The sequence below is a fragment of the Enterococcus devriesei genome (assembly GCF_001885905.1).
Taxonomy (GTDB): Bacteria; Bacillota; Bacilli; order Lactobacillales; family Enterococcaceae; genus Enterococcus_A; species Enterococcus_A devriesei.
Map to the genome: position 1 here is coordinate 277,337 of NZ_JXKM01000002.1, position 17,988 is coordinate 295,324.

At 41.1% G+C, this 17,988-nt stretch carries 20 protein-coding genes; 15 read left to right on the top strand and 5 right to left on the bottom strand.

What is annotated here, in order from left to right; genetic code table 11:
- Positions 1–5: 5 nt before the first annotated feature.
- Complete coding sequence (pheT, locus tag RV00_RS03910; protein ID WP_071861295.1) at positions 6–2,423, top strand: phenylalanine--tRNA ligase subunit beta; 2,418 nt, start codon at positions 6–8, stop codon at positions 2,421–2,423.
- Positions 2,424–2,498: 75 nt separating this feature from the next.
- Here the strand turns inward: pheT and RV00_RS03915 are convergent, their stop codons facing one another.
- Entirely contained in the window at positions 2,499–3,473 is a 975-nt protein-coding gene (locus RV00_RS03915) for a polyprenyl synthetase family protein (protein WP_071861296.1), read from the bottom strand.
- A gap of 181 nt (positions 3,474–3,654) precedes the next feature.
- Here RV00_RS03915 and RV00_RS03920 point away from each other — a divergent pair, with 181 nt between their 5' ends.
- From RV00_RS03920 to hemH, 3 genes are all read left to right on the top strand, one after another.
- A complete protein-coding gene (locus RV00_RS03920; RefSeq protein ID WP_071861297.1) occupies positions 3,655–4,557 on the top strand; it encodes a prenyltransferase in 903 nt (300 codons plus the stop codon).
- 41 nt (positions 4,558–4,598) lie between these two features.
- Positions 4,599–5,807: an NAD(P)/FAD-dependent oxidoreductase gene (locus RV00_RS03925; RefSeq protein WP_071861298.1), complete on the top strand. Its 1,209-nt coding sequence runs from the start codon at positions 4,599–4,601 to the stop codon at positions 5,805–5,807.
- Between the two features lie 99 nt (positions 5,808–5,906).
- A complete protein-coding gene (hemH, locus tag RV00_RS03930; RefSeq protein WP_084133233.1) occupies positions 5,907–6,848 on the top strand; it encodes a ferrochelatase in 942 nt (313 codons plus the stop codon).
- Positions 6,849–6,898: 50 nt separating this feature from the next.
- On the opposite strand, the gene trpS is transcribed toward hemH, so the two are convergent.
- Positions 6,899–7,909 carry a tryptophan--tRNA ligase gene (gene trpS, locus RV00_RS03935; RefSeq protein ID WP_071861457.1) on the bottom strand — a complete coding sequence of 337 codons (1,011 nt, stop codon included), beginning with the start codon at positions 7,907–7,909 and terminating at the stop codon, positions 6,899–6,901.
- 262 nt (positions 7,910–8,171) lie between these two features.
- Between trpS and RV00_RS03940 the strand changes: the two genes are divergently transcribed.
- Genes RV00_RS03940 through RV00_RS03955 form a run of 4 tightly spaced genes read left to right on the top strand, consistent with a single transcriptional unit; the run spans position 8,172 to position 11,070 of the window.
- Positions 8,172–8,909, top strand: coding sequence for an amino acid ABC transporter ATP-binding protein (locus tag RV00_RS03940; RefSeq protein ID WP_071861299.1), 738 nt, complete (start codon positions 8,172–8,174; stop codon positions 8,907–8,909).
- 11 nt (positions 8,910–8,920) lie between these two features.
- Entirely contained in the window at positions 8,921–9,754 is an 834-nt protein-coding gene (locus tag RV00_RS03945) for a transporter substrate-binding domain-containing protein (protein WP_071861300.1), read from the top strand.
- A complete protein-coding gene (locus RV00_RS03950) occupies positions 9,754–10,398 on the top strand; it encodes an amino acid ABC transporter permease (RefSeq protein WP_071861301.1) in 645 nt (214 codons plus the stop codon). The genes RV00_RS03945 and RV00_RS03950 overlap by 1 nt, the downstream gene beginning before the upstream one ends.
- A 15-nt stretch (positions 10,399–10,413) precedes the next feature.
- Entirely contained in the window at positions 10,414–11,070 is a 657-nt protein-coding gene (locus tag RV00_RS03955; protein ID WP_071861302.1) for an amino acid ABC transporter permease, read from the top strand.
- A gap of 39 nt (positions 11,071–11,109) precedes the next feature.
- Here the strand turns inward: RV00_RS03955 and RV00_RS03960 are convergent, their stop codons facing one another.
- Positions 11,110–11,352 (bottom strand): hypothetical protein, encoded by a 243-nt coding sequence (locus RV00_RS03960; RefSeq protein ID WP_071861303.1) that lies wholly within the window; start codon positions 11,350–11,352, stop codon positions 11,110–11,112.
- Positions 11,353–11,491: 139 nt separating this feature from the next.
- Here RV00_RS03960 and racE point away from each other — a divergent pair, with 139 nt between their 5' ends.
- The 5 genes from racE (at position 11,492) to rpsN (ending at position 15,225) form a co-directional block, all read left to right on the top strand.
- Positions 11,492–12,310, top strand: coding sequence for a glutamate racemase (gene racE, locus RV00_RS03965; RefSeq protein WP_311899483.1), 819 nt, complete (start codon positions 11,492–11,494; stop codon positions 12,308–12,310).
- A 43-nt stretch (positions 12,311–12,353) separates the two neighbouring features.
- Positions 12,354–13,694, top strand: a complete 1,341-nt coding sequence (gene rph, locus RV00_RS03970; RefSeq protein ID WP_071861305.1) for a ribonuclease PH — start codon at positions 12,354–12,356, stop codon at positions 13,692–13,694.
- Positions 13,691–14,203, top strand: a complete 513-nt coding sequence (locus tag RV00_RS03975; RefSeq protein WP_071861306.1) for a metallophosphoesterase — start codon at positions 13,691–13,693, stop codon at positions 14,201–14,203. The genes rph and RV00_RS03975 overlap by 4 nt, the downstream gene beginning before the upstream one ends.
- A 92-nt stretch (positions 14,204–14,295) precedes the next feature.
- Positions 14,296–14,787, top strand: a complete 492-nt coding sequence (gene cbpB / locus RV00_RS03980; protein ID WP_071861307.1) for a cyclic-di-AMP-binding protein CbpB — start codon at positions 14,296–14,298, stop codon at positions 14,785–14,787.
- Positions 14,788–14,955: 168 nt separating this feature from the next.
- On the top strand, positions 14,956–15,225 hold the full coding sequence (gene rpsN, locus RV00_RS03985; RefSeq protein ID WP_071861308.1) for a 30S ribosomal protein S14: 270 nt from the start codon (positions 14,956–14,958) through the stop codon (positions 15,223–15,225).
- Positions 15,226–15,280: 55 nt separating this feature from the next.
- Here the strand turns inward: rpsN and RV00_RS03990 are convergent, their stop codons facing one another.
- Complete coding sequence (locus RV00_RS03990; protein WP_071861309.1) at positions 15,281–16,195, bottom strand: mechanosensitive ion channel family protein; 915 nt, start codon at positions 16,193–16,195, stop codon at positions 15,281–15,283.
- A gap of 148 nt (positions 16,196–16,343) precedes the next feature.
- Between RV00_RS03990 and RV00_RS03995 the strand changes: the two genes are divergently transcribed.
- Together RV00_RS03995 and RV00_RS16355 are read left to right on the top strand one after the other, a co-directional pair.
- Positions 16,344–17,357 carry a branched-chain amino acid aminotransferase gene (locus tag RV00_RS03995; protein ID WP_071861310.1) on the top strand — a complete coding sequence of 338 codons (1,014 nt, stop codon included), beginning with the start codon at positions 16,344–16,346 and terminating at the stop codon, positions 17,355–17,357.
- Positions 17,358–17,381: 24 nt separating this feature from the next.
- Complete coding sequence (locus tag RV00_RS16355) at positions 17,382–17,537, top strand: hypothetical protein (RefSeq protein ID WP_169818926.1); 156 nt, start codon at positions 17,382–17,384, stop codon at positions 17,535–17,537.
- A 34-nt stretch (positions 17,538–17,571) separates the two neighbouring features.
- Here the strand turns inward: RV00_RS16355 and RV00_RS04000 are convergent, their stop codons facing one another.
- Positions 17,572–17,955: a VOC family protein gene (locus RV00_RS04000; protein WP_071861311.1), complete on the bottom strand. Its 384-nt coding sequence runs from the start codon at positions 17,953–17,955 to the stop codon at positions 17,572–17,574.
- Positions 17,956–17,988 lie beyond the last annotated feature (33 nt).

Here is a 17,988-nt window from a genome sequence, read left to right on the forward strand (position 1 = left end):
AAGTAATGTTAGTTTCATATAAATGGTTAAATGAATATGTCGATGTGAAGGATGTCGCGCCGAAAGATTTAGCGGATCGTCTTTCATTGACCGGGATCGAAGTTGAAGGACTGGAATCACCGGAAGACGGTTTGAAAAAAATCGTGGTCGGTGATGTAAAGGAATGTATCCCACATCCTGACTCTGATCATCTTTCGATCTGTCAAGTGGATATTGGCGAAGAAGAATTGTCACAAATCGTTTGTGGCGCGCCGAATATTAAAGCGGGCGTGAAAGTCATCGTGGCATTGCCAGGTTCACGAATCGCCGGTAATGTGAAAATTAAAAAAGGTAAAATGCGTGGTCAAGTCTCAAACGGGATGATTTGCTCTTTGCAAGAGCTTGGTTTTAGCGATTCTGTGATTCCTAAAGAATACGCAGATGGTATTTATTATTTACCTGAAGACGCTGAAGTTGGCACGCCGGTTTTTTCTTATTTAGAAATGGATGACACGATCATTGATCTGTCAATCACACCTAATCGTGCTGACGCGTTAAGCATTCGTGGAGTTGCCCATGAAGTAGCGGCTATCTACAATAAAAAAGTTGCTTTTCCGGCTGTCGAACTAAAAGAAGCAGCTGAAAAAGCCAGCGATAAAATCAAAGTTTCTGTCACAGACGAAAAGGATGCGCCTCATTACGAAATCCGTGTAATCGAAGACGTGAAGATTGGACCAAGTCCGCAATGGCTGCAAAATCGCTTAATGAATGAAGGCATCCGTCCAATCAGTAATGTGGTTGACGTAACGAATTACATTTTATTATTATTCGGCCAACCATTACATGCTTTTGATTATGATAAACTAGGTAGCCAAGAAATCTTAGTCCGCCGGGCAACGGAAGCGGAAGCTTTCACCACACTTGATGGCGTGGAACGGACGTTGAACCCTGAAAATATCGTGATCACCAATGGAGAAATTCCGGTTGCTTTAGCGGGAGTCATGGGAGGATTAGATTCAGAGATTTCTGATGAAACGACGACGGTCGCATTAGAAATGGCGATGTTTGATCATACTTCCGTGCGTCGGACTTCCCAAAGTTATAACTTGCGCAGTGAATCTTCCATGCGTTTTGAAAAAGGTATCAACCAAAGTGACATCAGCTTGGCTGGTGAGGTTGCTGCAGCGATGATCGCTGAATTGGCTGGCGGGAAAGTATTGCAAGGTGCTGTCAAAGGCAGTGAGGTTCATCCTGAAAATGTTAAAGTTAGTACAACACTTGAAAATGTCAATCGCTTCTTAGGAACAGCGCTGACGCAAGAACAAGTAAATGATATTTTTGCTGCTTTAGGCTTTGAATCGCAGGTCGAAAACGGGACAACAATCGTCAGCGTGCCACCACGTCGTTGGGACATTACGATCGAAGCGGATTTGATGGAAGAAATTGCGCGAATTTATGGCTACAATAACTTACCATCAACTTTACCAGAAGGTCAGACGATTGCCGGCTTTTTAACGGAAACACAAAAAGCGACTAGAAAAGTTCGCAGCCTTTTAGAAGGTACGGGGCTATCAGAAGCGATCAGCTATGCGTTAACGACTGAAGCCAAAGCGCAGCAATTTTTATTGAAGGACAGTAAAGTAACTCGCGTTGCTTGGCCAATGAGCGAAGATCGCTCGACGATGCGCCTGAATTTGATTAGCGGATTACTAGAAGATTTGTCTTACAATGTTGCACGTAAAAATAGTGACGTCGCTCTTTATGAGATCGGTCATGTCTTCTATCAAAATAATGATCCGAAAAAAGATCTGCCGATTGAAGAAAATCATGTGGCGATTGCCGTAACCGGCAATGCGACGAATAAATCTTGGTCAAACAAACCAGAAACCTATGATTATTTCACGGTCAAAGGAATGGTGGAAGAATTGATTGAAGGTTTAGGATTAAGTGGCGCAATCACGTACCAAGCGACGCAGTTGAAAGAAATGCATCCTGGCCAAACGGCGGGAATTTATCTTGATGAAAAATTGATCGGTTTTGTCGGTCAAGTCCATCCCAAAACGGCCGCAAGCTATGAATTAAAATCTGCCTTCGTTGCGGAGCTGAATTTGGAAGCATTGATTGAGCAGGAGAAGACACCGTTAATCTTTGAAGCTGTTTCAAAATATCCAGCAGTCAGCCGTGACATCGCCATGTTAGTCGATGAAAGAAATACGAATGCTGAAATTGCGGAAGTGATGACGGCGGCCGCTGGTAAATTCTTAGCGAAATTGCAAGTCTTTGATGTGTATCAAGGCGCGAATATCGAGGCTGGGAAGAAATCGATGGCCTACAATTTGACCTTCGTGAACCCCGAAGCGACCTTGACAGATGAAGAAATCAATCGCTTCATGGCAAAAGTAGTCAAAAATTTAGAAGAAAAAATCAATGCAGTGATTCGTTAAGTAAAGATAAAAGGAGCGGAGGAAAATTCCTCTGCTCCTTTTTTATGCTTAAAAAGTTTCGCTCAACCGCCGCAACTAATAATTTCGTTCTAATAATTGGGTTGCGACTGTTTTTAACACTTCACGACTATTTCCAGTAGGTAGCTGTTGAATCTCGTTTAACGCTTTATTGGTGAATTTCTCTGCACAAGCTAGTGCACCTGAGCGTCCACCTGTTTGATCTACATGAGTAGCTAATTGAATCAGCTCGCCTCTTGTCAATGTATCTGGAGCATCAAGATAAGGTCGAATTATTTCTGGTGCTTGGTCACGGGCGATCAGTAATGGCAGGGTGAAAATCCCTTGCTGGACATCGCTCAAAAGCGGCTTTTGATCATCTCCAAGCTCCAAGGAAAAATTCAAAATATCATCGTAGATTTGAAAGGCTAAGCCAATGGCAGATCCGATTCGTTTTGCGCGAGCTTGTAGCTGTTTGTCCGCGCCACCAAAGTAGGCTCCTTCTTGGCAACTTAGACGAATCAATTCAGCGGTCTTGCCGTTGATGTTCCGTAAATAATCGCCCACAGTTTGATCGGGATTGAAGGTGCAAGTCATTTGCGTCAATTCACCTTGTAAAATCTTTTTCATCGTTTGGGCATTTTTTAGCAGGAAAGGGGTCTGACTCATGGATTCCGCTAAGAGCTCAAAATAACTGGTATACATAAAATCTCCTGTGTAAACTGCAACATCTTTGCCAAAACGTGATTGAATCGACGCGCTGCCACGACGAGTCGGCGAGTCATCAATAATATCATCATGGACCAAGGTAGCCGAGTGCAACAATTCAAGGGAAGCAGCGACTTTGATTAATTGCTCAGGGTCTTTTTCTGCTCCGAAATCAGCGAAAAGAAAAAAGAGTGCCGGACGAATCATTTTTCCTCCAGTAGAAGAAAATTTTGTGATGGCCTCTTCAATCGATTGATTATTAATAACAAGTCTTTGTGCAATTTCGTGCTTTACTTGAATGAGATTTTTTTTTATTTTAGGGTAATCATTCCAATAGTCTGACATAGGAGCTCCTTCTAACAACGTTTTCAATTCTATTTTAGCCTATGCCCGCTAGAAAAACTACTAGAATGCTCGATTAATATTTCGTGAGAAAAAACACATGAGGGCTAAGCAAATCTTTTGAACTAAAAGTGTAAAAATAGCATAATGAAGTTGAAAAGAAAATAGTAGAAAGTTGGGTGAAATGAATTTAACCGTTTTCTTGGAGCTCGTGGAGTTTAAAGCGAAGACTGCGAGTGTCCTGCCTTTTTTTATCGGGATTTGTTTTAGTCTGTATAATTTTCACAAATTGCATCTTGGTCTCGTTCTATTATTCTTTATCGCGATGTTTTTATTCAATATGGCGGTGGACATTCTTGACAATTATAACGACTATCACCATGCTACCGAAATCCACGATTATCGTGAAAAGACCAATATCATCGGCAGAGAAAATTTGGATTTGAAAGTTGTTTTCAATCTGATGGTGGGAATGATTTTGCTTTCGGCGATAATCGGTGTCGGGTTATCCGTTGTAGTAGGCTGGCCTTTTTTATTGATGGGTCTGTTCTGTTATGGTGTAGGGATTTTTTATTCCTCTGGACCGAAACCTTTATCTAGTTTACCTTTAGGAGAATTTTTCTCCGGGATCACGATGGGCTTTGTGATTACTTGTTTGTGTGTCTATTTGAATACCTATGAAGTATTGCAGTGGAATTTTACCACGGTAGGAGAACTGTTTTTGATCTCACTGCCGAATACTTTGTGGATTGCGAACTTGATGCTGGCGAACAATATCTGCGATTTAGAAGAAGACGAAAAAAACAATCGCTTTACTTTGGTCCATTATTTAGGAAAGCAACGAGCCCTCGATTTATTTGTCGGCTTGAATATCGGCGCTTTTCTAGCCATTCTATTCTCAGTTATGATCGGAATTGCCCCATGGACAATGCTGGGGACTTTTTTTGTGGCGCCGTTTATTTACCAACAAGTTCGTTTGTTTTTAGCAAAGCAGGTCAAACGAGAAACATTTATTTGTGCAGTTAGGATTTTGGCTGTTGGAGCTGCTGCCCAAGTTATCAGCTTTGCACTAGCTTTTCTATTTTAGTTTTAGTGTCATGATTCATACTAACGAGGAGGAGATACAAAATGAAAGAAATCGTCATTTTAGGAGCGGGCTACGCTGGATTGCGTGCCTTGCATGTATTACAAAAATCAGGAGCCGATATTCATATTACGTTAATCGATCGTAACAGCTATCATTACGAGTCTACAAGTCTTCATGAAGTCGCTGCAGGGACGCAAAAGGATGAAAAGATTTGTTACGATATCAAAGATGTGGTTGATACTAAAAAAACAACTTTTATCCAAGGAAACGTTGAAAAAATTGACTCTGATAAAAAAGAAGTCTACGTGGATCAACAAACCTTGCCTTACGATTATTTAATCGTGGCTTTAGGCTTTCAATCTGAATCATTTGGTATCCCTGGGGTGAAAGAAAACTCTTTAGAAATGGTGGATGTTAAAACAGCAGATCAAGTCCACAAACATATTATCGAGCAAATGAAGCAGTATAAAGAAACCAAAAATGAAGAATATTTGCGCATTGTGGTTTGCGGTGCTGGGTTTACCGGGATCGAATTAGTTGGGGCGTTGGTCGAAGGCAGCAAAGCTTTTGCTGATATTGCTGGTGTAAAACCTGAAGATATTCAAATTTATTGTGTTGAAGCCGTTGATAAAATCTTGCCAATGTTCAGTGATAAGCTTGGTCAATACTGTCTTAAATATTTAGACAAATGGGATGTTAAACTTTTGACCGGCAAACCTATTAAAAAAGTTGAGCCCGGAGCAGTGGTTTACCAAAATTCAAAAGATAACGAAAATGATTTAGTGGCGCTTAATGCTAAAACGATTATTTGGACTACCGGTGTCAGCGGCAGTCATGTGATCGGTGATTCAGGCTTTGAAGAACGTCGCGGACGGGTAATGGTTAAACCTAATTTGACGGATCCTAAACATGATGACGTGTATCTGTTAGGAGATGTTTCCGCGGTGATGGACCCATCAAGCAATCGTCCGTACCCAACGACCGCGCAAATTGCTTTGAAAATGGGTTCGTATGCTGGTAAGGACATCTTGAACCAAATGAAAGGCAAACCAAGTGAGCCTTTCTCCTTCAAGTCTTTAGGTTCAGTTGCTTCTATTGGAAATACGCATGCTTTTGGTGTGGTGGGTAAGACAGAGGTAACCGCTTATCCGGCTTCCTTCATTAAAAAAGCCATCATGGACCGTTCATTATTCGAAACGGGCGGTATTAAAGAGGTTATGTCAAAAGGACGTTTTGATTTATATCATTAAGCCAAATATTTTTTACACTCGTGATTCAGTTCGCGGGTGTTTTTTTTGGTTTCTTTTGCTATAGTTTTAAGTAGAAGTAAATGTGAAGGGTGTTTGATTTTGAAAAAAGGAATATTATTAGTCAATCTAGGTACGCCAGAAAGCCCCACGCCAGAAGCGGTCAAAAGCTATTTAGCTGAATTTCTCTCTGATCGACGTGTGATCACTTGGCCCCGCAGTCTTTGGCTGCCGATTCTTCACGGTATCGTACTGCAAGTCCGGCCGAAAAAATCTGCTAAGGCTTATCAAAAGATTTGGCAAACAGAGGGTTCACCATTGTGGGTCTATACGAAAAAGCAAGCAGAGCTGTTGCAAGCACAAATGCCTGAAACAATCGTACGGTTTGCCATGACCTATGGTAAGCAGGGCATTCAAGAAACAATCTATGAAATGAAAGCTTTAGGTATGACGGAATTATTTATCCTACCATTGTACCCGCAATATTCAGAGACCACTGTGGCGCCGATTTATGATCAAGTTAGCCGAATGTATCAAAAAGATGCAGAAATTCCTCACCTTAAGATCTCAAGCTCCTTTTATGACAATGAAGGTTATCTGGATCTATTAGCCGAAAATCTAAAACAGCGCTTAGTTGAAAACACGTTTGATATGATTCTATTTTCTTATCACGGCATTCCAGTCTCCACTATTGAACGAGGCGACCCTTATGAAATACAATGTCAGCACACCACTAAAAAGGTGATGGAAAGGATTGGTAATGTTCCCTATATCCATACCTATCAATCAAAATTTGGTCCGGGCCAGTGGTTGACGCCAATGACTTGTGAAACCTTAAAAGCGTTACCGAGTCAACATGTTAAAAATATTTTAGTCATCACCCCTGGTTTTGTCGCCGATTGTTTAGAAACCATCGAAGAGATCAATGCAGAAAATCGCGGCTATTTTATGGAAAATGGTGGGACTTGTTTCGAATACGTACAACCTTTCAATGATGCATTTGCCTTCACTAAAGTTTTGCAATCCATAATAGAAGCAAATTAAAAACGCTGAGACAGAGAAACTGTCTCAGCGTTTTTAGTATCTAAAAAAATTTAAGCAAAATAATTAATGCCCATTGCTTGTTTCACTTCAGCTAAGGTTTGGGCAGCAACTGCTTGGGCTTTTTCACTGCCGTTTTTCAAAATTTCCATGACCGCTTCGGGATCTTTGGCAAATTCTTCTCTTCGCGCACGAATTGGTCCAAACTCGGCTTCTAAGACTTCGATTAAATAACGTTTAATCTTTACGTCGCCAAGACCACCGTGACGGTAATGTTCTTTCAGCTCAGCGATTTTTTCTTTATCCGTTCCGAAAACATCTAGGTAGGTAAAGACCATATTGCCTTCCACTTGGCCAGGATCTTCGACATGAATATGATTTGGATCGGTATACATACTCATCACTTTTTTTGCTAACACATCGGCAGGATCGGCAATATAAATCCCGTTGCCTAATGACTTACTCATCTTCCCATTGCCATCGATGCCCGGTAAACGTCCCATGCCTTTTTCAGGGAAGACACCTTTGGGCTCAATCAAGACCTCGCCATAAGTATGATTGAAGCTTTGGACGATTTCTTGGGTCTGTTCCAGCATTGGTTTTTGATCTTCGCCTACAGGAACGAGATTCGCTTTGAAGGCAGTGATATCTGAAGCCTGTGAAACGGGATAGATGAAGAATCCGGTCGGAACACTTTCACCAAATTTCTTTTGTTCGATCTCTGATTTCACGGTTGGATTGCGGCGGACACGTCCGACGCTAACTAAGTTGAGATAGTACATCGTCAATTCTGCTAGCTCAGGAATTTGTGATTGAATAAAAAGATTGGAACGTTTTGGATCTAAGCCGACAGCCAAATAATCAAGGGCGACTTGTAAGACGTTGGATGAAACTTTCTCCGGGTTTTTTGCATTATCCGTCAACGCCTGCATGTCAGCAATCATGATGAATAATTTATTTTCAGGATCTTCTTGCATCAGTACGCGATTTTTAAGCGAACCTACGTAATGTCCTAAATGTAGTTGTCCAGTTGGACGATCTCCAGTTAAAATGATGTTTTTCATTAGCTCACCTTTTCGTAAAATTTCTTTCAATAGTCTCTTCAAATACTACCTTTTTTTTCTTCTCATGACAACTCTTATAAAGTTTTCCTTCAAATTGGAAAATGTTCAGATGTCAAAAAATATCACATGATTGTGCTAAGAGTTGGAATAATTTTTTTTGACGTTGAGTTTTTTTCTTTACAAATTAAAAAAACTTAGCTTATAATGAGACTTATCTTGTAAAAATTAGAAAACTATAAGAATAGAATAGGGGTGGTTAGACATGCCAATGGTTGAATTTAAGCATGTAGAAAAGTATTATGGAAAGTTTCATGCCTTGAAAAATATTGATTTAACCTTTGAAAAAGGGGAAGTCGTTGTAGTGATCGGGCCATCTGGTTCTGGGAAAAGCACCATGTTGCGCTGCATCAATGGACTTGAAGATATCACTTCTGGTGAACTACTAGTGAATGAGAAGAATTTACATAGTAAAGAAGTTAAGCTAAAAGAAATTCGGAAAAATATCGGAATGGTCTTTCAGCATTTTAATTTGTACCCGAATAAAACCGCGTTAGAAAATATTACGTTGGCTCCAATCAAAGTTTTGAAGCAATCTTCTCAAGAGGCCACTAAGGCAGCTGAAAAATTGTTAGACCGGGTAGATATGTTAGATAAGAAGGATTCTTATCCCTCTATGCTATCGGGCGGACAGCAGCAACGAATCGCCATCGCTCGTGGCTTAGCGATGAATCCAGATTTGCTGCTTTTTGATGAGCCGACGTCAGCTCTCGATCCAGAGATGATCGGTGATGTACTGAATGTCATGAAAAAAATTGCCAGAGACGGCATGTCCATGATCGTCGTGACCCATGAAATGGGGTTTGCTAAAGAAGTGGCGGACCGCATTATTTTTATGGCGGAAGGGGAAGTTTTAGAAGACACTAGAGATGTTAAAGGCTTCTTTGACAAACCGCAAGACGAGCGGGCGCAACAGTTTGTAAGCAAAGTAATCAATCATTAGGAGGCGGCTTTATGTCAAAAGTAAAAAAAATCGTCTCCTTTCTATTCCTTTCACTACTTGTCGTGACTGTATTGTCAGGATGCAAGGGAGAGAGTGTCGCCAATGAGGATATTGCGACACGAATCAAAGCAGAACCCGTCATTACGTGGGGCGTGAAATATGATACCCGCCTATTCGGGATGATGGACATCAAGACTCGTGAAGTCGAAGGTTTTGATATTGATATCGCTAAAGCCATCACGAAAGAAATTTTAGGCAAGGATGGCAAAGCGGAATTTGTCGAAGTGACTTCTAAGACACGGATTCCTTTACTGAAAAATGGGAACATCGATGCCATTATCGCGACAATGACCATCACCGAGGATCGCAAAAAGCAAGTTGATTTTTCTGATATTTATTTTGATGCGGGACAGTCTTTACTGGTTAAAAAGGGTAGCCACATTAAAGATATCAAAGATCTAACTAGTAATGATACAGTATTAGCGGTCAAAGGTTCAACCTCAACAATCAACATCCGCAAGCATGCGCCTGACGCAAAAATTTTGGAGTTGGAAAATTATGCAGAAGCCTTTACTGCTTTGCAATCGGGACAAGGTCAAGCGATGACCACCGATAACGCGATCCTTTTAGGGATGGCTTCAGAAAATGACGATTATCAATTGACTGGCGGAACGTTTACGAACGAACCGTATGGAATCGCCATCAACAAAGGTCAAGATGCATTCTTAAAAGAAGTTAATACGGCTTTACGTAAGATGCACGACAATGGAACGTATAACCAGATTTTTGAAAAATGGTTCCCTAAAGATGCAGAAGGTCGTGCGGAAAAGGGGGCGCAATTTTAATGGCGAATTTATTTCAAACGTACTCAGCTGATTTTGTTAACGGCTTTAAATACACGCTATACGCTAGTTTATTGGCGCTGGTTTTCAGCTTGATCATTGGGACCTTAATGGCTATTTTACAGCTGTCCCACAACGGAATCATTCGACGACTAGCCAAGGCTTATGTTGCATTCTTCCGAAATATTCCATTGCTGATTATCGTCATGTTCTTTTATGTCGTTGCACCTATGTATTTTTACAGCTTTGATGGTTTCCAAGCAGGGACGATTGGTTTGACGATCTATACGTCCGCTTTTATCGCAGAGACGGTCCGTTCAGGGATTCAGACGGTACCGAAAGGTCAAACAGAGGCGGGCTTGTCTTCAGGTTTTTCTTATGCAGAGACGATGCGTTATATTGTCTTACCGCAAGCTTTTAAAATTGTGATCCCGCCGTTAGGGAATCAGTTTATCAATTTGATCAAAAACTCTTCGATCTTAGCGATGGTTGCTGGTTTAGATTTGATGTACCAAGGAGATCTGATTGCCAGCAATACCTTTAACACATTTGACACGTATATTATTGTTGGGTTGTTCTATTTAATTTTAACGCTGCCATTGTCTTATCTAATGAACTTTTTGGATAAGCGCTGGTCGAAGGCCTAGAAAGGAAGGGATGAAGTGGATATGAGTGGAGCTTTTTCATGGATTAATATGCGTTTCCTTCTAGATGGGCTGTGGGTGACGATTCAAGTCTCTGTGGTTTCAATTATTTTTAGTATGATTCTCGGAGGGATTGCGGGGACGGTTCGTTATAGTGGTATCCCAGTCTTGTCAAAAGTTGTCGGACTGATTGTTGATATCATTCGAAACTTGCCGCTATTGTTAATTATTTTCTTTACTTATTTTGCATTGCCCCAGATCGGTATCAAACTGAATATTTTTTGGGCCGCGGTAGCTGCTTTGACGATTTTTGAATCAGCGATGTTGTCAGAAATCTTCCGAGCGGGATTGAACGCGGTGCCTAGTGGGCAAACAGAAGCGGGGATGTCCTCAGGTCTGACCTATGTTCAGACGTTGACTTTGATCATTATGCCCCAAGCCTTTAAATCAATGCTGCCGGCAATTTTGAGTCAGTTGATCTCATTGATCAAGGATACGTCATTGGCGGTGATCATTTCTTTACCAGAGCTGATGCACAACGCCAAAATTATTTACGGACAAAATACTAATTATGTGATTCCTATGTTTATTGCTATGACGGCGATGTATTTTGTGGTTTGTTATGTGCTGTCACTCTTATCAAATGTTTTAGAATCCAGCAAATATAATTATTAAAAAAACGAACCCTTCAACATGGAAGGGTTCGTTTTTTTATTATTCTTTTTCTCTTTCAGTTTGTTCTTCGGTTTCTTTCATCGCTGGATCTTCATAGACTGCACCGGCTTGTGTTTTACCTAGTTTTTCTAACATGCTAGGTTCTTCTTTTTCTTTGCTTTCATCTTTCTTTATTTCTGTTTCATGTTCTGTGTTCTTGATTGCTGGGTCTTCGTTTCGTGCGCCGGCTGAAACTTTCCCTAGATTTTCGGCTAAATTTTCGGTCCGTTCTTTTTTATCCATTTTCATCCACCTCTCTCAATTTAAGTGTAGCACCATTTGATTTTGCTGCAAAAGGAAACGCTTTTTCGCAGCGGGATTCTAAGGCTTGAATTATTTCGCTAAAAAGTGGAAAATAAGGTGATACTTTGAATTAGATAGGATGAGTGTATTGTCTAACGAAAGACCAATTGGATTTATAGATTCTGGTGTTGGCGGCCTGACAGTTGTAAAAGAAGCGATGCGTCAATTACCAAATGAAGAAATTTTATACGTTGGGGATACGGCACGCTGTCCTTATGGCCCCAGACCCCCAAAACAAGTCATTGAGTTTACTTGGCAAATGACTCGTTTTTTATTGAAGAAAAACATCAAAATGTTAGTGATTGCTTGTAATACCGCAACAGCGGTGGCATTGGAAGAAATCAAAAAAAGCGTGGATATTCCAGTAATTGGTGTAATTCAGCCTGGCGCCCGCGCGGCATTAAAAGCCAGCAACAATAGTCGTGTCGGCGTGATCGGAACCTTAGGCACGGTAAAAAGTGATTCTTACAAAAATGAATTGCAGGAAAAAGCACCTGACACATATGTGACCAGTTTAGCTTGTCCGAAATTTGTTCCCGTTGTCGAAAGTAATCAATTCGCAAGCTCTGTTGCGAAGAAAATTGTTTCTGAAACGTTAAAGCCTTTAAAATTAGAAAATTTAGACACATTGATTTTAGGCTGTACTCATTATCCATTGCTGCGTCCGATCATTCAAAACGTGATGGGACAACAAATCACCTTGATTGATTCTGGTGCAGAAACGGTTAACGATGTCAGCACCTTACTAGATTATTTCAACTTAAATAATTACGAACAAACAAATCAAAAGGCGCGCACCTTTTATACAACAGGATCGCCTAAAATGTTTAAAGATATCGCCCACGAATGGCTGCAAATTGAAAATTTAAATGTTTTCCATATTGATTTAGGAGAATAAATGATCGTGCAGTCTTTCTTATAAGAACTAGGAGGAAAATAATTTGCGTCATGATGGAAGAAGTGTCCAACAATTAAGACCAATAACAATTGAGACAAACGTGTTTAAGCACCCTGAAGGCTCTGTAGTGATCGCTTTTGGTGACACGAAGGTGATTTGTTCTGCGACCTTGGAAGACTCCGTACCGCCGTTTCTACGTGGTAGTGAGACAGGCTGGGTCACAGCAGAATACAGTATGTTGCCACGAGCAACGAATACGCGTAATCGACGAGAGAGCGCGAAAGGAAAGTTAAGCGGTCGTACGATGGAAATCCAACGTTTGATTGGTCGTTCCTTACGAGCAGTGATCGATTTAGAAAAATTAGGCGAACGCAGTATTATTGTGGATTGTGATGTGATCCAAGCAGACGGGGGTACACGAACAGCGAGTATTACCGGCGGATTCGTTGCTTTACGCTTAGCAATCAATAAATTATTAGCCAGTGGAGAATTGACCGAAGATCCAATTAACGAACATTTGGCAGCCATCAGCGTTGGTATTTTGCCTGACGGGACTGTAGTGACTGACTTAGACTATCAAGAGGATTCTGCTGCCGCGGTGGATATGAATCTAGTCATGACCGAATCAGGCCGCTTTGTTGAGATTCAAGGAACCGGAGAAGAAGGGACCTTTGATGATACCGAGTTGAACGCGTTGATTTTACATGGTAAAACAGCGATTGAGGAATTGATTGCTGAACAAAAAACGGCGCTCTATGAAGCGGTGGCCCCCACTGAAGGTAGAACTATCGTGATCGCTACGAGAAATCCAGGAAAAGCGAAAGAATTTGCTGCAATGTTTGCTAAAGATGGTTATCAAGTCAAAACCTTATTGGATTACCCAGAGCTACCAGACGTTGAGGAAACCGGTAAGACCTTTGAAGAGAATGCGCGCTTAAAAGCTGAAACGATTGCTCAGCTGATTAAACAGCCAGTCTTAGCCGATGATTCTGGTCTAGTAGTGGATGCATTAAACGGGATGCCTGGCATCTTTTCTGCTCGCTTTGCAGGAGAACGGAAAAGTGATGCCGCAAATAACGCTAAGCTGTTACATGAATTGACCGATGTGCCAGATGAGAAGCGAACCGCGCATTTTCATTGCACCTTAGTTTTTGCGGCACCGCAAAAAGAAAGCTTGGTAGTTGAGGCAGACTGGAATGGTCGGATTGGCCGCATCCCACAAGGGGATAACGGCTTTGGCTATGATCCATTGTTTATCGTACCGGAATTTAATAAAACCTCCGCTGAATTGACAGGGGAAGAAAAGAATCAACTTAGTCATCGAGGAATGGCTGTGAGAAAGCTAGAAAAAGTTTGGAAGAACTGGTTGGAGGAAAATGAATGAAGTATTTAGTCGTTAGCGACAATCACGGTGATCGTAATATTTTGGTAGAAATCGTTAATCGCTATGTCGGAACAGTGGATCATATGTTCCATTGCGGAGATTCAGAGTTGAAAGCCAGTGACGAGCTGTGGGAACATTTTACAGTTGTCAGCGGAAATTGCGATTATGACCCGGAATACAAAATGGAGCAAGTCGTAACTATTGGACAAGATGTGATCTACATGACGCATGGACACCGGTCAAATGTGCGCTTTGGTTTGACGATGCTGTCCTTGCAAGCGCAAGAAGCGGGAGCAAATATCGCGTTATTCGGTCACATTCATCAAGCCGTTGCAGAAATGGATCAAAAAATGCTGTTCGTGAATCCTGGCAGTATTTCGCAGCCACGGGGACCAGTACAAATTCCCAGCTATGCAATTATCGACAGCGAAGAGGCGGGTTACCATATTCAATTTTATAACCGCGCCCATCAAGCCATTGAAGAATTAGCTGCAGATTTTTCTCGATAGTTTGTAATTTTTATTTAATATTAGCAAAAATAACGCTTTCCCTTTTTAGGTAAGGTAAAATGAGAATGAGTAAATGAGAACGGAGGCGCCATATGATTAGTCCCACAGTTGAACAATTGATGAAGGACCATAAAGAAACCATGATGATCCCAGGAGAGAATGTTGCGACCGTGATGAAAGAACATCCGCTTGAACATGCGCTCTTGCTTTTATCACAAGCGGGCTATTCAACGATCCCCGTGTTGGATAGAGAAGATCATTTTGTTGGCTTATTGAGCTTGAATGATATTGTAAAAAAAATGATGGGCATCGATGGTATTGATACATCCACTTTAAGTGAATATAGCGTGGCTGATGTGATGAAAACCGATGTTGCTGTCATGCGTGAAGATGCCGACTTGGAAGATATATTGCATCTCGTGGTTGATTCTGCGTTTTTACCAGTGATTGACAAGGCCGGTATTTTTCAAGGTATTGTGACCCGACGAGAAATTTTAAAAGCAGTAAATTATACCTTCCATGCTTTAGGTAGAAAAAGTCAGGCAGCGACGAAGGTTTTACTGCATAGCCATTCACCAAAGTAAAAGATCCTGGAAAGGGTCTTTTTTTCTTGCTTTAACAAGTCAGCTTACTTGTTTCCGATACAGAACAATTGACAGACACAAAGCCCGTGTGCTATTTTTATCAAGTGTTTAAAATGAAATGATTACGATTAAGCTCGATTAAATAATAAAATGAAAAGGAGCAATGATATGGCAAAAAAATCAAAGATTGTTAAAATGCAAAAACAACAGGCGTTGATCCAACAATATGCAGAGCAACGTTTAGCGTTAAAAGCCGCAGGCGACTATGAAGGTTTAGCAAAATTACCACGCGATTCAAATCCCAATCGTTTGAAAAACCGCGATCAAATCGATGGCCGACCAAGAGGCTATATGCGTAAATTTGGAATGTCCCGGATAAAATTCCGTGAGTTGGCTCATCAAGGACATATTCCTGGTGTTAAAAAAGCTAGTTGGTAACACTTAATCAAAGAATAAAAAGGCGACGTATGAAAAATTCATACGTCGCCTTTTGCTATTTTCCAGTCAAAATTGGATTGCTTGGAATGGCAAAGCCATGTTCATGAAGTGTCTTTACGTAGGCTGTCAAAAACTCTTCCTGCAATTTGTATTGCTTCCCATTCGTCACATACATGATTGTTCGAATCGCATAATTACTATTGCCTAAATCCACCATCCCAAAAAGATCGGGACCGTCAAATATCTCAGCTTTAAATTGTTCAGCTAATTTTTGATTTGCTTCGTCAATTAATTGACTAATTTGGTCGTAGCCTTCATCCGGTTGGATTCGAACGTCTACTTTGACTTGCATATGAGCGCGAGAAAGGTTACTGATCGTCGTGATGTTACGATTCGGAACAAAGTGAACCGTTCCGTCAGCGGATTTCATTTGCAGCATTCGGATTCCTACAGAAGTTACCGTGCCTTCAATTTGCCGATCAACTAGGCGAATGTAGTCACCAACATCAATTTGTTGCTCCATGATAATGAAGAAACCAGTAATGATGTCATTCGTAAATCCCTGAGCGCCTAAGCCAATCGCGATTCCGGCAATTCCTGCTCCAGCTAATAGTGAGCCAACGGGAATACCTAGCGTATCTAGAATCGAGTATAAGAAAAAGAACAGTAGCGTGTAAGAAAAAATATTCGCTGCCAATGCGTGGAGCGTTTCGATTCGGGTCGCGTTATCAGCCATTTTTTTCTTTTGGCGTTCAAAGGATTGATTGATTAAAAAGGTGCCGACTTTACGAATTAAAAAGAACAGCACTAAGACTACGATAATGGTGATACCTTTCTGGATAACGACAGAAAAGACATGATCCCAATCAACCGACTGCCAATACTTCTGCCAAGCGCTAAGCTGCTGGGTTGCTTGATCGACGACGTTCGTGTTGCTGGAATCTACTGTTTGAGATGCATTTAAAAACATAAGCCACTCCTTGAGATTAATAAAATTAGTTTAACAATCTTTTGAAAATCTGTCGACTGAAGAAAATGATTTTAGAAAAACCTAAAAAATCATGACAAGGAAGGAAGAAAGTGATAGACTAGCTTTTAAATAAGAAGGAGATGATATAATGGTGAATATAAAATGGGAAGAATTAGGTTTTGATTATATCAAGACGCCTTTTCGCTATATTTCTCATTGGAAAAACGGTCAATGGGAGAATGGCGTATTAACAGAGGATAATACGATCACCATTAATGAAGGCTCGACTTGTCTCCATTACGGACAGGAATGTTTCGAAGGATTGAAGGCTTATCGCCGAGAAGATGGGCAGATCAATCTCTTTCGACCGGATGAAAATGCGAAACGGTTAAATAAAAGTGCTGCACGGATGCAGATGCCTGAGGTACCGACAGAAATGTTTATCGATGCTGTTAAACAAGTCGTCAAAGCCAATGAAGAATACGTGCCACCTTTTGGGACCGGTGCGACACTTTATTTGCGACCGTATTTAATTGGGGTAGGACCGAATATCGGAATCGTACCTGCGCCAGAATATATCTTTAGTGTTTTTTGTATGCCTGTTGGTCCGTATTTTAAAGGTGGCTTGACACCAAGTAACTTTGTTGTTTCTGAATACGATCGTGCGGCGCCTTACGGAACCGGGGCAGCAAAAGTCGGGGGAAATTATGCGGCTAGTTTATTACCAGGTCAGATCGCTCACGATCGCTCATTTTCTGATTGTATTTACTTAGATCCAGCGACCCATACAAAAATTGAAGAAGTCGGCTCGGCGAACTTTTTTGGGATCACTCATGACAACCAATTCATTACACCCAAGTCACCGTCGATCTTACCAAGTATCACGAAATATTCTTTGCTTTATTTGGCGCAGGAACGCTTTGGCTTAGAAGCGCTCGAAGGAGATGTTCGCTTGGATGAGTTGGATAAATTCGCTGAAGCCGGAGCCTGTGGGACGGCGGCAATCATCGCTCCAATCGCCGGAATTCAAAATGGTGAAGACTTCCATGTATTCTACAGTGAAACAGAGACAGGTCCAGTGACGAAAAAATTATATGATGAATTAGTTGGTATTCAATTTGGCACGGTAGAGGCACCTGAGGGTTGGGTTTTTGAAGTTTGATGGGAAAAGAAATAGAGGAGAAAAATGGATATCGTCTGGAATATTTTAGCAGTATTAAGTATCCTATTCTTGATTCTATGGATTTTTCTGGCCCGCATTCATTATCAAAAGAGCACAATTGATTCTTCGATGAAACGAATTTTTCATGCGATGTTGATGGCCTTTTTGGATATCTTTTAAAAAAAATCGTCCCTCACAAGGAGAGACGATTTTTTTATGCTGTGATTTCGATTTGATTTTCTTCTGGTCCTAAAATACAGCTTTCGTAGTAGCCGTCACCGGTGGTTCGTGGGCCTGACAACACTTGATACCCGTCGGCTGCCAAATGAGCGGTAATGGTGTCTACAGCTTCTTTTGAACCTAGTGAAAAGGCCAGATGGGTATAGCCAGTAAGAAAAGCAGCTGTTTCTTTCTCGATCATTTCCGGACGAGTCATCAGTTCTAGACGAGCACCGTCAGAAAAGCTTAAAAAATAAGTCCGTAAGCCAGTTTTTGGATTATGATATTGGTCATTACTGGTCGCCTCAAAATAGGTTTCAAAAAAAGTTTTGGCTGACTCTAGATCCTTTACATACATCGCAACGTGTTCGATTTTCATAAAAAGCTCCTTTTTATTTTAAGTGTAACACAA